The 15,021-nt window shown below is 43.0% G+C and carries 17 protein-coding genes and 2 tRNA genes; 3 read left to right on the top strand and 16 right to left on the bottom strand.

Annotated elements, in window-relative coordinates:
* Positions 1-19: 19 nt before the first annotated feature.
* The 12 genes from L1286_RS21775 to aspS all read right to left on the bottom strand — a co-directional run bounded on the left by L1286_RS21775 (position 20) and on the right by aspS (position 9,995).
* A tRNA-Lys gene (locus tag L1286_RS21775) sits at positions 20-95 on the bottom strand.
* A gap of 25 nt (positions 96-120) precedes the next feature.
* Positions 121-196: transfer RNA gene (locus L1286_RS21770), tRNA-Lys, on the bottom strand.
* Positions 197-347: 151 nt separating this feature from the next.
* Complete coding sequence (gene ybgF / locus L1286_RS21765; RefSeq protein ID WP_235409147.1) at positions 348-1,103, bottom strand: tol-pal system protein YbgF; 756 nt, start codon at positions 1,101-1,103, stop codon at positions 348-350.
* 17 nt (positions 1,104-1,120) lie between these two features.
* On the bottom strand, positions 1,121-1,657 hold the full coding sequence (gene pal, locus L1286_RS21760; RefSeq protein ID WP_235409146.1) for a peptidoglycan-associated lipoprotein Pal: 537 nt from the start codon (positions 1,655-1,657) through the stop codon (positions 1,121-1,123).
* 41 nt (positions 1,658-1,698) lie between these two features.
* Positions 1,699-3,057, bottom strand: a complete 1,359-nt coding sequence (tolB, locus tag L1286_RS21755) for a Tol-Pal system beta propeller repeat protein TolB (RefSeq protein ID WP_442961764.1) — start codon at positions 3,055-3,057, stop codon at positions 1,699-1,701.
* Positions 3,058-3,066: 9 nt separating this feature from the next.
* On the bottom strand, positions 3,067-4,008 hold the full coding sequence (tolA, locus tag L1286_RS21750) for a cell envelope integrity protein TolA (RefSeq protein ID WP_235409145.1): 942 nt from the start codon (positions 4,006-4,008) through the stop codon (positions 3,067-3,069).
* The gene (gene tolR / locus L1286_RS21745; protein ID WP_065788467.1) at positions 4,008-4,436 is read right to left on the bottom strand and encodes a protein TolR; all 429 of its coding nucleotides are present in this window, start codon (positions 4,434-4,436) and stop codon (positions 4,008-4,010) included. The genes tolA and tolR overlap by 1 nt, the downstream gene beginning before the upstream one ends.
* Complete coding sequence (tolQ, locus tag L1286_RS21740) at positions 4,423-5,127, bottom strand: protein TolQ (RefSeq protein ID WP_063372973.1); 705 nt, start codon at positions 5,125-5,127, stop codon at positions 4,423-4,425. The genes tolR and tolQ overlap by 14 nt, the downstream gene beginning before the upstream one ends.
* 834 nt (positions 5,128-5,961) lie before the next feature.
* Complete coding sequence (gene ruvB, locus L1286_RS21735; protein ID WP_235409144.1) at positions 5,962-6,966, bottom strand: Holliday junction branch migration DNA helicase RuvB; 1,005 nt, start codon at positions 6,964-6,966, stop codon at positions 5,962-5,964.
* A gap of 2 nt (positions 6,967-6,968) precedes the next feature.
* Positions 6,969-7,586: a Holliday junction branch migration protein RuvA gene (gene ruvA / locus L1286_RS21730; RefSeq protein ID WP_235409143.1), complete on the bottom strand. Its 618-nt coding sequence runs from the start codon at positions 7,584-7,586 to the stop codon at positions 6,969-6,971.
* Positions 7,587-7,588: 2 nt separating this feature from the next.
* The gene (ruvC, locus tag L1286_RS21725) at positions 7,589-8,110 is read right to left on the bottom strand and encodes a crossover junction endodeoxyribonuclease RuvC (RefSeq protein WP_063377752.1); all 522 of its coding nucleotides are present in this window, start codon (positions 8,108-8,110) and stop codon (positions 7,589-7,591) included.
* A gap of 109 nt (positions 8,111-8,219) precedes the next feature.
* Positions 8,220-9,995, bottom strand: coding sequence for an aspartate--tRNA ligase (gene aspS / locus L1286_RS21720; protein ID WP_235409142.1), 1,776 nt, complete (start codon positions 9,993-9,995; stop codon positions 8,220-8,222).
* Between the two features lie 198 nt (positions 9,996-10,193).
* Between aspS and L1286_RS21715 the strand changes: the two genes are divergently transcribed.
* Complete coding sequence (locus tag L1286_RS21715; protein WP_235409150.1) at positions 10,194-11,042, top strand: DUF72 domain-containing protein; 849 nt, start codon at positions 10,194-10,196, stop codon at positions 11,040-11,042.
* A 67-nt stretch (positions 11,043-11,109) separates the two neighbouring features.
* Positions 11,110-11,313 carry a hypothetical protein gene (locus tag L1286_RS21710; protein WP_235409141.1) on the top strand — a complete coding sequence of 68 codons (204 nt, stop codon included), beginning with the start codon at positions 11,110-11,112 and terminating at the stop codon, positions 11,311-11,313.
* A gap of 63 nt (positions 11,314-11,376) precedes the next feature.
* On the opposite strand, the gene L1286_RS21705 is transcribed toward L1286_RS21710, so the two are convergent.
* Positions 11,377-11,784 carry a GFA family protein gene (locus L1286_RS21705; RefSeq protein WP_235409140.1) on the bottom strand — a complete coding sequence of 136 codons (408 nt, stop codon included), beginning with the start codon at positions 11,782-11,784 and terminating at the stop codon, positions 11,377-11,379.
* Between the two features lie 68 nt (positions 11,785-11,852).
* Between L1286_RS21705 and L1286_RS21700 the strand changes: the two genes are divergently transcribed.
* Entirely contained in the window at positions 11,853-12,365 is a 513-nt protein-coding gene (locus tag L1286_RS21700; RefSeq protein ID WP_235409139.1) for a M48 metallopeptidase family protein, read from the top strand.
* A gap of 67 nt (positions 12,366-12,432) precedes the next feature.
* Here the strand turns inward: L1286_RS21700 and L1286_RS21695 are convergent, their stop codons facing one another.
* The 3 genes from L1286_RS21695 to L1286_RS21685 all read right to left on the bottom strand — a co-directional run bounded on the left by L1286_RS21695 (position 12,433) and on the right by L1286_RS21685 (position 14,984).
* Positions 12,433-13,239 (bottom strand): M48 family metallopeptidase, encoded by an 807-nt coding sequence (locus tag L1286_RS21695; RefSeq protein WP_235409138.1) that lies wholly within the window; start codon positions 13,237-13,239, stop codon positions 12,433-12,435.
* 133 nt (positions 13,240-13,372) lie between these two features.
* Complete coding sequence (gene grpE, locus L1286_RS21690) at positions 13,373-13,981, bottom strand: nucleotide exchange factor GrpE (RefSeq protein ID WP_235409137.1); 609 nt, start codon at positions 13,979-13,981, stop codon at positions 13,373-13,375.
* 58 nt (positions 13,982-14,039) lie between these two features.
* Positions 14,040-14,984 (bottom strand): HrcA family transcriptional regulator, encoded by a 945-nt coding sequence (locus tag L1286_RS21685; protein WP_235409136.1) that lies wholly within the window; start codon positions 14,982-14,984, stop codon positions 14,040-14,042.
* Positions 14,985-15,021 lie beyond the last annotated feature (37 nt).

Genomic DNA, 15,021 nt, shown 5'->3' with positions numbered 1-15,021 from the left:
TGGATACTGAATGCTTAAATGGTGGGTCATGATGGACTCGAACCATCGACCAATGGATTAAAAGTCCACTGCTCTACCAACTGAGCTAATGACCCGCTCATATCAAAAATTAAGCAAAAGTGGTGGGTCATGATGGACTCGAACCATCGACCAATGGATTAAAAGTCCACTGCTCTACCAACTGAGCTAATGACCCACTCATTGCAGCAAGAATCCGATACCGTATCGCCTGCTGCGGGCGCTTATAATACTTATTTAAAATTCTAGTGCAACTGAATTACGCTGTTTTTTTTAAATTTTATGTCTAAGCGCCTATTTTTAGACCACTGTGTACACAAAGCAGCTTGCTACAGCTTAGATAAGCGCTCTGTTGCCAATTTTGCAGCAGTAGTACTAGGATACTCATTGATCAGAGCATTGAATAGCTGCTTAGCTTTTTCTTTATCACCTGCATTTGCTGCCAATGTGCCTAACTTAAGCATCGCATCCGGACGCTTGTTAGAATCCGGGAACTGTTCAACAACCACGGTAAAATGTTTAATTGCTTCTGCTGGCTGACTCTTAATTGATTGTAGCTGGCCTAACCAATAATGTGCATTGGGGATATAAACAGATTCTGGGAATTGTTGTAAAAAGGTTTGAAACTCCGGGATAGCCGCATCATATCGCTTATCTTTCATGATCAGTGCTACAGCACGGTCATATGCCTCATTTTCAGATAAGTTACTACTTACTGCTTGCTCCCCCGCGCTCGGGATAGTCGTTGCTGCAATATCTGACTTCGTCTGCTCATAAACTTGTGTGACACGATTTTCAATCTCTTGATATAACTCGCGTTGGCGCTGTAAAACCTTTTCAAGCTTGTAGCTTTGCTCGTCGGTAAAACCCCGAACTTGGCTTACTTCGTCTTGCAATTGCTGCAATTGTAATTGTAAGTCTGCCTGAACGCGATTTCGATTGTTCATCATATTTTCGAGTTCAGCAACACGCTGTTCAAGCGATTTTTGTGAGTTTGCAGCATCATAAACAGTAGCGGGAGCTGCCCAAACTTGGGAGCTCCCGCTAAGAAAGATGACGGCTGCCAAAATAGTTTTCGGCTTCATAACATCTCTTGTCTAAATTAGTATACCAATACCGCGCGACGGTTCTTAGCAAAAGCTTCTTCAGTGCGCGATTTAACCATTGGCTTTTCTTCACCATAGCTCACTACTGAGATTTGGCTATCAGAAACACCAAGACTCTCAAGGTACTTAGCAACTGATTTACCACGGCTTTCACCTAGTGCGATATTGTACTCAGGTGTGCCACGCTCATCAGCATGACCTTCGATAAGCACTTTTACACTTGGGTTTTTAACTAGGAAGTCAGCGTGAGCTTGTAGTAACTCAACGTACTCGCTACGAACCGTAGAGCGGTCGAAATCGAAGTATACGATCTGCTCTTGACGCAACGCTTCATATTTCTCTTGAAGCTTCTCAGCAGGAGTTTTTTGACGCTCAATAGTGTTTACATCCACGCCGTCATTGTTGCTGTTAGAAGAAGCATTGGTTTGCTGACCTTCACCACCGTCAACATCGCCAGATGATGAGCTACATGCAGCTAAAGTCATTACAGGCAACGCTACCAATAAAGCCTTTAAAGTTTTGTTAAGTTGCATCGAGTATATTCCTATATCTTTATAAGTCTAACCAGTAAATTTTACTGTAAAAACGGCGACCAGGCCGGTGCCTTCACTTGCCCGTCAAGTACTGGCAATCTCGCTTTAAAGCGACCGTCCATCGACACCAGGGCCAAAACCTGCTTATTATTATGCAGGGTACTGTAAATAATCATAGAGCCGTTCGGCGCAATACTCGGGGATTCGTCGAGTCTCGTACGAGTTAGCACCTGAAACAGCCCTGAATCAAATTCTTTCTTTGCAATATGGTACTGACCTAAAGTGCGATTTACCATCACCAATTGCTTACCATCTGGCGTGATAGAACCCGCTAAATTCATATCGCCATCAAAGGTAACACGTCTAGATCTACCAGTATCTAAATTTAACTTATATATCTGGGCATTACCACCCCTTTCAGACGTATAAACAATTTCTCTGCCATTTGGATGCCAACTTGGCTCAGTATCTATACTTCTGTGTTTAGTTAAGCGCTTTTCTGTGCGTGTTTCTAAGTCGATGACATATACTTCCGTAGCGCCACCTTTGTCCTTTGACAATACCACCAACATTTGTGTGCCATCTGGCGAAAATTGGGGTGCCCCATTGATGCCTTTGTAACTCGTGATCTTTTCACGCTTACCAGAGTAAATATCTTGGACATAAATCTGAGATTGACGGTTTTCAAATGTTACATATGCCAACTTGTTGCCATCTGGTGACCAAGCAGGCGACATTAGCGGCTCTTTTGAGCGGAGCAATACTTGTTCATTGAAACCATCGTAATCAGCAACAACCAGCTGATATGGCTTGTCTTGTTCTTCACGCACAATCACATAAGCAATTTTGGTTCTAAATGCGCCACGCTCACCGGTTAGTGCTTCATAAACCACGTCACTGATTTGATGTGAGTAGTAGCGGAATGAGTCACTATCAATCACACTCTGACGGCTTTCTAGCACATGATCCTGACTCTTCATTAACTTACCATTACTCATCATACGCGTTTCACCACCGGTGATTTGCGCACGTAACACGTCAATTAGCTCATACTTTACTAAATAACGATTGGCTGGCTGCTGCATCACAGTGCCGACTATAATGGCTTCTACACCCAAACTAACCCAGGCGTCGTAGTCAACTTCTTCGTCTGTTGTCGGTAGCTGTGGCATTTGCTCTTCTGAGACGGGTTTAAACTTACCACTTCTCATTAAATCAGCCGCAATGACTGCGCTAATTTCTGATGGTACTTCTCCATTACCAATGTATTTAAATGGCACAACCCCTATTGGCCTTGCACTGTCTACCCCTTCAGTAATGACAATTTCAAGTGCCGCGTTGGCAAGCGCCGTCATACCGAAAGCAAAAACCAACAATATGTTCTTAAAATGCTTTAACATGGTTTTCCTTTAAAGATTTGGTTTAATCGTTAAGTTGATATTTTTAAGCTGTTCAAAGACATCTTTGTCCTTAGAGACCGGTAAAGTATCTGCCATGCGTACCGCCCTTAATGCCGCTTCACACACTAACTTATCACCGCCAAGAGACTTAGCTTGTGTCACAAGGCCATTGAATCCGAGACGAATATTCAAGCGGCATTGTTTGCCTTTCATCTTTTCATCAATCAATAAGTTAGATTGAATACGCTGCATAATAAGTGCTCTGTACTTGTCTACTTCACCTAATACTTGTTGCTGACGAACTTTAGCACGAGCAGCTTGCTCTTGAGCTAATTGCTCTTGCAATAGCTGCTCTTGTAGCGCTTTTTGACGCGCCTGTTCAGCAGCCGCAGCCTTACGCTTCGCTTCTTCTTCTTGACGTTTGCGCTTTGCCTCAGCTTGCTTTAAACGATCTTCTTCAGACTTTCGTTTATCTGCTGCCGCTTTCGCTGCACGTTCAGCTTGAAGCTTTTCTTTGCGTGCTTTTTCAGCATCAGCACGTTGCTTTTTCTCAACTTCGCGGGCTTTTTTAGCCTGAGCTTCAGCCTTGCGCTTTTCTGCAAGCTTTGCTTGTCGTTGCTGCTCTAGCTTTTTAATCCGTCTTGCTTCTGCTTCTCGGTCTTTACGCGCTTGCACCGCGCGGCGTTCTAGGTCACGAATGCGTTTTTCTTCTGCGCGCTTTTTCGCGTCTTCTTGCCTTTTTAATTCTGCAACTTTGCGCTCAACAGCCTGTTGATCAACAGAAATAGCTGACACGACTTTTTCTTCTTCAATGGATTCACTAACTGGATTGAGCTGCACCTGCATTACGGTTGGCTGTGACATCTGCAAATTTGCAGACGCAAATAACATCCCAGCTAACGCGAAATGAAGCAGAAAAGACTTGATAATTCCGCTTGTTAACGCATCCATTAGTTATCCTCAAACGATTTGGTCATTAGTCCCACAGAAGGCACACCTGCATTTTTTAGAAAATCCATTAAAAGTAGGACCTCTTGGTATGACACGCGCCCAGAGCCTTTGATTAGTACAGGGGTATCGGGGTTTTGCTGTAATTTAAGTTTAATGACCGCAGCAACCTCCACAGCATCCATCGGTGCTTCGGGGTCAGTGCCAACAGAGACAAAATATCGACCTTCAGCATCGATACTGGCAATAATCGGCGGGGCGTCTTTTGTCTCGACCAAATCAGACTCTTGCATCTGAGGTAAGTCCACTTTAACACCGTGCGTGATTAGAGGCGCTGTTGCCATAAATATGATCAACAGCACCAGCATAACGTCGATATACGGCACTACATTTATCTCAGCAACGGGGCGTCTCTTTTTAGGCTGATACATTGTTTTTCGCCTCAACTAACGTGGCAGCTTGACGATGTAATATATTGGCAAACTCTTCCATAAAATTGGCATAGTTCACCTCTAACTTTTCAACATGCTTAGCAAAGCGGTTATATGCCATAACAGCGGGAATAGCGGCAAATAAGCCCATTGCGGTCGCGATTAATGCCTCAGCAATACCAGGCGCCACCATTTGCAGTGTTGCTTGCTTTACATTACCAAGTGCAATAAATGCCGTCATGATACCCCATACAGTACCAAATAAGCCGATATAAGGGCTGATCGAACCTACCGTTGCTAAAAATGAAAGGCTAGATTCCAGTTTTTCAACTTCACGAGACAAAGCAACACGCATTGAGCGGTGTGTGCCATCTAAAATCATATTTGCAGAACCGGTATTGTTCTTTTTGTGTCTCGCAAACTCCTTAAAACCTGCTACAAATAACGCCTCTAAACCTTTTGAGCTACCTGAGCGCGCTGTGATTTCGTTATATAGCTTGCCGAGATCCATGCCTGACCAAAATTGCTGTTCAAACTTTCGCGCATCGCTTTGAGCCTCAGCAATCACCGCGCGACGCTGAAATATGATAGCCCAAGATGCGATTGACATACCCACTAAAGTCAACATAACAAGTTGAACAAGCACACTGGCTTCTAAGATTAGATCAATGAAATTTAGACCCGATTCCACGTTTTAACACTCCTAATAATATTGTGTACCCGGCATGGCGCCTTTCAACTGATAGACTTCAAGCACGACAAAAGGTTCAGCTAGTTTAACCAGACAAATAGTGCCTTACAACGCCAAAGCTATAAAATTAGTGTAAATGTCGATAAATGACACAATCGGGATCAGGGACCCTATTTATTGACCCTTAAGGATATATCAATAATTAAGCTCTTTTATTTATCGTTGTGCTATGCAATTAACATTTTTATTCCACGCCGTTGTAAGCAGCCTAAATATTTACTCAACATGCATAAAAGTCCGAATTTATTCACTTTGAACGAATAAATGCGCAAAAAACCATTGGTAATACCAATTAACAACAATTTATCTAATATTCACAATCTGCGCATAATTAATACAAATCCAATAAAAACAGTTAGATAAGATTGTAAATAGAGTCATTAATTAACCATCAAAAAATAACAAACAAATTTTGACATTAGTTTTTTTAATCTGAAAGATATAATTTTTCTAGTTTGATAAAGCGCACTGAAGTCTTTAATATACACCCTGTACTGAGCGCACTGCTTAACGCAATGCAAAGCCAGTTACCTAAGTAATAGATGTCTGATTGTTCTATTACTTTGATGAGAAACTTTTGGATAAAACCTTAACAGACTCATCAGTTCCCTGGATTACTTCCTTCAACTTGTTGTTTTCGCCCGCACATATGTGCGGGCTTTTTTTTGCCTGTCATTCAGCAGCCACACAAGATTTAGCAGCACTGATCAGTGAAAGTTAAGGATAAAGAAGAATGGAAAAGCCACAGCAACGATGGCTGTGGCAAAGAGATTTCTAATCTGCTTTGTTCAAGTCAAAGTGCAGATAAGCTCTGTCAGAAACAATACGCCCCCTTGGCGTGCGTTGAATAAATCCTTGTTGGATTAAAAAAGGCTCGATAACATCTTCGATGGTTTCTTTTTCTTCTCCGATAGCAGCAGCGAGGTTGTCCAGACCGACAGGACCACCGGTGAATTTTTCAATAATAGCCAGTAAGTACTTTCTATCCATGTAATCAAAACCGCATTTGTCCACATCAACCATATCTAATGCCTGAGTTGCTATTTGCGCATCGACACTGCCATCCCCTTTAACATCAGCGAAATCACGGACACGTCGTAACAAGCGGTTTGCGATTCGAGGGGTTCCCCTTGCACGTTTGGCAACTTCTCTCGCCCCCTCTTCCGTCGCTTCAAGATTTAAAAAATGTGCTGAGCGGCTCACTATAGTGGCCAAATCTTCGACTGAGTAAAACTCCAAGCGTTGCACAATGCCAAATCTATCACGTAGTGGCGAGGTTAGAGAGCCAGCTCTGGTAGTCGCACCGACTAGAGTAAAAGGCGGTAAATCCAATTTGATAGAACGCGCAGCGGGCCCTTCACCTATCATAATATCAAGTTGGTAGTCTTCCATTGCAGGATAGAGAATTTCTTCTACTTGAGGGCTGAGGCGATGTATTTCATCAATAAATAAGACATCCCCCTCTTCTAAGTTGGTGAGCATTGCGGCTAGATCACCCGCTTTTTCAAGTACAGGTCCAGACGTTGTTTTAATGTTTACACCCAGCTCATTGGCCACAATATTCGCAAGGGTTGTCTTACCTAACCCGGGCGGACCAAAGATCAGCAAATGATCCAGTGCCTCATCACGCGCGCGCGCAGCTTCAATAAATATTTCCATCTGCTGCTTAACGTGTGGTTGACCAGTATAGTCATTCAATAGCTTCGGGCGAATAGCACGATCTATTTGCTCTTCATTACCCTGTACCTCGGGCTCGATTAGTCTATCTGCTTCTATCATAATTACATCATGGATTTAAGAGCTTCTTTTATTAAGGTTTCTGCATCTAAGCCTTCACCTTTAACACCTTTTACCGCTTTTTGCGCTTGCGCTGGTTTATAGCCTAATGCCATTAAAGCTGCAATTGCGTCGTCAACAGGTAACGTACCAACCGTTGGGTCTTCCTGAGGCGGCAACACAGCATTATCACTATATGGTGTAAATAAATCATGGCCAAAGTCTTTGAGTTTATCTTTCATCTCTAAGACTAGCCGCTCAGCCGTCTTTTTGCCTACACCTGGGATCTTCACAAGCGTTGATGCATCGCCATTATTTACACATTGAACAAATTGTTCAGCAGACATACCTGACAGTATTGCCAAGGCCAATTTCGGCCCAACGCCATTCGCTTTAATTAGTTCTCTAAATAAAGCACGTTCAGTTTTATGATTAAAACCAAACAATAACTGTGCGTCTTCGCGCACGACAAAATGTGTGAAAATCGCCGTTGCTTGACCAACATTTGGCAACTCATAAAAGCACGTCATTGGCATTTGCACTTCATAGCCCACCCCATTGACATCAATTAAAATCTCTGGCGGCTGTTTCTCTAATAAAGTTCCGCTTAATTTGCCTATCATATTTACCTTAACCTTCCACGAACTGTTTTTTTAGCATTGCCTGCCAAACGAATTAAGTTTTGCTCAGAGTGCGCATGGCAAATCGCAATCGCAAGTGCATCGGCAGCATCGGCCTGGGGTGTACCTGGTAGTTTCAAAATACGTTTGACCATTTCTTGAACCTGAGACTTATTCGCGCCACCTGTACCAACAACAGCCTGTTTTATTTGCCTTGCTGAGTATTCATGCACTGGGATCTCTTGCATAGTTGCCGCCACAATCGCCGCACCACGAGCTTGCCCGAGTTTTAACGCGGAATCTGGATTATGCGCCATAAAAACTTGCTCAATTGCAAAACTATCTGGCGAAAACTGCTCTATTAACTGACTTACCCCCTGGTAGATCATTTTTAATCGCGTGGGAAAGTCATGGTCGGCGAGCTTTATACAGCCACTTCCAAGATACTGAAATTTTGCACCTTGATGCTGGATCACACCATAACCTGTAAATCTAGAACCAGGGTCGATACCCAATAAAACTGCCAAGGCATTACTCTCTTAACTTTTTCCTCATCATGCCAAAATACTGTATAGATTACCAGTATCAAAACAAAAAAGGCGGCCATTTGGGCCGCCTTTCAAATCATCTTTTGAATTACTGCTCTTCGCTTTGTGCCTGTTGTACAGCAATCGCAAGTTCAGTTAATGCATCTGGATTCGCAACACTTGGCGCATTTGTCATTAAACAAGAAGCTTGTGTTGTTTTCGGAAATGCAATGACGTCACGAATGTTATCTGTACCACACAGTAACATTACTAGACGATCTAGGCCAAATGCCAAACCAGCATGTGGTGGTGTACCGTACTTAAGTGCGTCTAGCAAGAAACCAAATTTATCTTGCTGTTCTTGCTCTTCAATACCCAATATTCTGAAAGCAGCTTGTTGCATTTCGTTGTTGTGAATACGAACAGAGCCTCCGCCCACTTCATAGCCATTCAGAACCATGTCGTAGGCATCTGAAATTGCTGCAGCCGGATTTGCCTCAAGCTCTTGTGCACTGATATCTTTTGGCGCAGTAAATGGGTGGTGCACTGCATGAAGGTTGCCTTCGTCATCTTCTTCAAACATTGGGAAATCAACAACCCAAAGTGGTGCCCACTTGTTTAAGTCTGTGATTTCTCTGTCTAGGCCAACTTTCAGACGAAGCGCTCCCATTGCTTCGTTTACAACGTTACGTTTATCAGCACCAAATAGAATGATGTCGCCTGTTTGCGCATTTGTGCGCTCAAGGAGTGCCGCAATCACCTCTTCGTTGAGGAATTTTGCGATAGGAGACTGAACGCCTTCCATACCGGCTTCGCGGTCATTAACTTTCATCCAAGCCAAGCCTTTCGCGCCATAGATACCGACAAACTTCGTGTATTCATCAATCTGTTTACGAGATAGCTCTGCGCCACCTGGTACCGTTAATACTGCAACACGGCCTTTTTCATCGTTCGCAGGACCTGCTAACACTTTAAACTCGACATCTTTTACGATATCAGCAACATCGACTAACTCGAGCGGGTTACGTAAGTCTGGCTTATCAGAACCGAAACGGCGCATAGCTTCTGAGTAAGGCATTGCAGGGAACTCGCCCAAATCAACGTTTAAAAGCTCTTGCCACATTTCACGGATCAGACGCTCCGTTACATCACGCACTTGATCAGAAGTCATGAAAGACGTTTCGATATCGATTTGTGTAAACTCTGGTTGTCTGTCAGCACGTAAGTCTTCATCACGGAAGCACTTAACGATTTGATAGTAACGATCAAAACCAGACATCATGAGCAACTGCTTGAACAACTGTGGAGACTGAGGCAAAGCGTAAAAACTGCCTTTATGTACACGACTAGGCACTAAATAGTCACGTGCACCTTCCGGAGTCGCTTTAGTTAATACTGGCGTTTCAATGTCTAAGAAATCATTAGTATCTAAGAAGCGACGAACAAAGCTTGATGCTTTAGCACGCAGCTTGATACGGTCACTCATCTCTAAACGTCTAAGATCTAAGTAACGATACTTAAGGCGACGCTCTTCTGAATTTTGTTGATTGAAGTCTAACGGTAGCGGCTCAGAACGGTTGATGATCTCAAGGCCTGTGCCTAAGATTTCAACTTCTCCCGTTGCCATGTCTTTGTTTACTTGGCTATCAGGCCTTGCACGCACACTACCAGTTACTTTCACACAGAACTCTTGACGCAATGTGTTTGCAACGTCCATTAACCCATCTACTTCAGGGTCAAATACAACTTGTACTAGGCCTTCGCGATCTCTTAAGTCGACGAAAATTAATCCACCTAAGTCACGGCGCTTGTTGATCCAACCACATAGTTCGACTTCCTGACCTACGTGGTCCTTATTTAATTTTCCGCAGTATATAGAGCGCATATCGTTCCTATTTGCCTAGGCTTTTACATTTCAAAGTGCAGTTTCGCCTACGGGCTATCGTAATTAACAAAAATAATCGCCAATTATATAAAAATAGGCCGCTTTGTCATCCTCCAATGATGATCATTGTGTGTAAAGTTGGTTTTTTTAGGTACCCACAGTTTGTTAAACTGAGAAAAAACATCAATGAAAGACAATATGCTTTATTTAGGTTGCCCACAATGGAGCTCTTCACACTGGAAAGGTCGCTTTTTTAGTCAACATTGCCAAAACGCCAATATGCTTAAAGAGTACGCAGAAATATTCAATAGTGTCGAAGGCAATACCAGTTTTTACGCTAACCCTAAAGCCGACACGATTTTGCAGTGGAGAGATGCCGTGCCCGATGACTTTAAATTTACCTTTAAAGTATCTAAGCAGATCACACACGAATTAGCTTTGCAAAACTGTCAAAAAGAAACGCTGGAATGGTGTAAGTTGTTTTCCCCCCTATATGAGAAGATGGCCATGATTATGGTTCAGCTACCTGCTCATTGTGGCCCTGAACACTTGCCTCGTATTGAACAGTTTATGTCTATGCTGCCCAAAGAGCTATGCGTGGGGATTGAGGTACGTAATTTAGGTTTTTTTCAAAAAGATGAAAATGAAAAGCGATTCAACCAGTTTCTTATGCAAAATAACATCAATCGTATCATCATGGACACCCGCCCCTTGTTTAGTGAGCCCGCCAATACACCTGCTATCATAGATGCCCAACGTAAAAAGCCACGCGTTCCAGTCAATGTCATTGCCACAGGCAATCGCCCTATGGTGAGATTTGTTGGCTGCTCTAACCTCAAAGAGAATAGACAATTTTACGGCCCTTGGATCAACAAAATCCAGGGTTGGCTAAAGGAAGGCAAGGAACCCTTGGTATTCTTTCACACCGCTGATAATTATGATTCCCCTCTTCTCGCACGTCAGTTTGCGCAAGATCTTGGGCTTGAACACAAAGTGTTGCACCCCTTCCCCGCTGAACAACAGCCAAAACAAGGGACCTTATTATAAGTAGTTGACACATATGATGATGTGGGGCAATGTAAATGTGATACTAATAATAAATGAAGGATCTAAAATGTTTCTAAAGCTACAAAAAAAACAGGTTAAAACGCTTTCATTGGACAAAGCACGTTTACCTAAAGTACAAACAAATGACGTAGTGGGTGCTGGCGGAAGTGGCGGTAATTCACGCGCTTCAGATTGTTGTAACCTACCACACCAACAAATTTTGGGTGGGAACTCACGCGCATCTGACTGCTGTGCCATGGACACTAAATAAAGCGTAAAGTGTGAGTGACTCCACTCACACTGAAATCATGATGAGGCCAACCTTCATGCCTTCCTATAAGCGGTTTGGCTCAAAAGTATCATACCTTGGTAAATCTGCATCTAAATCTTCCCAGTTTGCTTTTGATGTTACAAAATTATGAGACATTGGACGCTCTGTGATGGCCGAATCCAGCAGTCCAAGACGTAGCCTGAGTTTATCTGGTAAGTCTGCATTTGAGCTGTACAAAGGTGACGCGCAATGGCTACAAAAATGACGTAATCTGCCTGGCTTGAAGGCGTAAGCCTTTATGAACTCACGCCCTTTGATGATTTTCAATGACTGGGTAGCGATAAACCCATTTGTAGCATACGCTGTGCCGCTGGATTTTCTACACAACGAACAATGGCAATGAATAATACTCTCTATGGGACCATGAATTTCAAGCATCACTTCGTTACACAAACAACTGGCCTTGTACATATACTTTTTCCTTGCGTTATAATTCGATCCAGAGATTACGCGAGAAACAGCACCAAGAAAAGACAACAATGCAAGAATTAAAATACTTTCAGCACTACCCTGAAAATGTGCAAGCACAGGTTTACCAATTAATTAGCAACAATCAATTGCAAACGTATTTTAAGCGTAAATTCCCAAACGGCCATCAACTGCAAAACCAGCAAGAGTTATATCAATACAGCACTGAAATTAAGCAACACTTTTTGAAAAACACACCTCGATTAAATTCTGTCAGCTTTAATAAACACTCGGATATGGTGAAAGGCACACTTGGAACACACACCCATCAAAACAAAGTCCACGGTAAAAAGCTAAAAGCACGCTATGATATTGCCTTAAACAATCAACTCAAGTACGCACCCGAAGCTATTTTGCGTGCTTTAATTGTGCATGAATTGGCGCACTTTAAACACGCAGATCATAGTAAAGCGTTTTATAAACTCTGTTGTCATATGGAACCGGAATATCATCAACTAGAGTTAGACTTGCGACTCTTTGTCGTACTGGATGAACAAGGGGGCAATTTTTACAGATTTAAATAGAGCGGTATTGAAGCTGGAAAAAGGCAGCACATATTACCAGTCATAAAGAGCGTGCTGCCGTATTTTTTTACGATTTCGCCTTGCAAGTTGGTTTTAAGCCCTTTTGCACTGCATTGCGGTAAAGGTTATTTGCCGTTGTCATGCCCTCATTAAGTCGTTGGATTCGGCTATCGGGCGATGGATGGGTCGATAAAAATTCCGCAGGCCTTTCACCACCACCGAGTTTTTCCATATTTTGCCAAAGCTCGACGGCACCAATAGGTTTAAACCCTGCTTTCGCCATCAGCTCCAATCCAACAATATCAGCCTCAGTTTCATGACTACGACTAAACGGCAATGCAATACCTACTTGGGCACCTACTCCGAGTCCTTGCATAATTGCATTGCGGTGTTCGATGTTATTCATTTCCATGACGGCATTACTCACTTGAAGTCCAGCTTGCAACAGGCTGCTTTGAGAAACTCGTTCATTGGCATGTTGTGCAATTACATGGCCTACTTCATGGCCCATTACAGCAGCGAGCTGGTGTTGATCTTGTGCAACTTTAAGCAGCCCTGTGTGTACGCCAATTTTGCCCCCTGGCAAGGCAAATGCGTTGGCACTATCATCTTTAAATACAACAACTTCCCATTTTTGTGAAGCGTATTTATTGGGTAACTGAGCAATCAGTGCATCTGCAATGCATTTTACATACGTGTTATTTACCTGGCTGCTATCAACAGTTTGCTTTGATTTTATTTGATCAAAGCTTGCTACCCCCATCTCATTCATCTGATGCTCTGGGTAGAGCATAATTTGAGTCCTGCCTGTTGGAGAAGTTTTGCACCCACCGAGTGCCAAAGCAACTAACACACACGCTAATACTTTTTTCATAATACTTCCTACGTAATGTTGGATTGCAAATTCATGCCTAAAGATAGGTAAATAATAAACTACAACGCGAAGGGTTGGCCAGTGCTCACAAAAAAGCCCGCGTTGTCGCGGGCTTTTTCATCAAATAAAAACGTTATTCTGCAGCTTTAGAAACCATTACCATGGCAGGTCTTAACAAGTGACCGTTCAGGGTATAGCCTTTTTGCATCACTGCAAGCACCGTATTTGGCGCAACATCATTACTTGGCTGGATAGACATTGCTTGATGGAATTCAGGAGAAAAAGCTTCACCTTGAGGATTAACAGCTTCTACACCGTACTTGCTCAGTGCATCTGAGAAGCTTTTCAGTGTCATTTCAATACCTTCAAGGATTGATTTAGTCGCTTCGTTGTCTTTGTCCGCGAACTCAACTGCACGCTCTAAGTTGTCAACCACAGGTAGTAAGTCGTTGGCAAATTTCTTAAGTGCAAGTTTATGCGCTTTCTCAACATCTTGTGCTGCACGACGACGCATATTTTCCACTTCAGCGGCTGCGCGAACAACGCCATCTTTTTGACCTTCAATAGTTTGTTTTGCAGCTTCAAGCTCAGCGTATAGACCAGCGATTTCTTCTTCAGGGCTTAACTCAACCTGTTCAGCCTCAGGCGCTTCTTCTTGTGCTTGTGCTTCGGCAGCGTGTTCTACTACTTCTTCTTGTGCAGTTTCTTGTTCCTGCTCTGGTGCTTTTGTCTGCTCAGACATGAAAGTGTATCTCCGATTCTTTACAACTGCCGTAATTATGGGGATGGAATTTCCAGTTTCAAGAGTCTTTTTGCTCGATTCGAGTAAATTCCTCAATTATTGATTCAATAGGTGCCTCTGCTGGACAGACAACACAAAAACGACTTTGGTATTCTTGGTTCATAAAATAAGGCACACTTAAAATAATATATCTCGATAAATTAGTCTGATCTATCTCTGTACCAAGCAAAACAGACACACCATCTTTAAAGGCGAGCTTGTCCTCTACTTGATGTAAAAATGGCACACCCAGACTGAGATCGTTTAACTGCTCTAATCGGTTATATATGTGTCTTTCGCCCACAATAATGCTATTGTCGGTTCCAAGCTGCAAACTGAGTTCTTTCGTCCACTGCGTCAATAATTCTCGACAATTTGGCATCGCGCTATGCGCCATCGCCCGCATACGGTGTAACCCTTCTTTGAGCGTCTGCTGACTAAACACCGTATTCATCCATAACGCAAATTGATAACGTAATTCATCCGAGTTATCGGCTGGCTTGTTTATGCAGATATTTTGCGACTGGCCGGCTTTGTCAATAAGCAGTACCAACCAGTGTTTTCGGTCAAAATCTAACACCTCAACACGAAATACTTTTTGACTACTTGCCTGCGGCAATCCCACCACACAACACACTTGATATTGTTGGCTCAGCGAATGAGCCAAAGTAACAAGCTGCTCTTGCTCAGGTTGCCAAAACTGCGCAATACCACCGAGTTCAAAATACTCTTGTAGCCAATATTTAATTCCCATATCCGATGGCACTCGACCAGCAGATGTATGCGGTGAAAACAATAGTCCCTGATTTTCAAGGCGCGCCATGGCATTACGCACCGTTGCGGAGCAAATCGCCATACCTTTCATTTTTGCTATTTTGCTAGACGCAACAGGGAGCCCCTCACCATTACAGTAAAGACTCATCACAGCTGAAAAAACTTGTTTATCGCGGGCACTTAATTTCATATTTATTTATGTTGGGGTTAATTTCAAAGTTTCAAGC

The organism is Pseudoalteromonas sp. SMS1 (assembly GCF_021530565.1).
Classification (GTDB): domain Bacteria; phylum Pseudomonadota; class Gammaproteobacteria; order Enterobacterales; family Alteromonadaceae; genus Pseudoalteromonas.
This window is presented reverse-complemented; position numbering and strand designations above follow the sequence as displayed.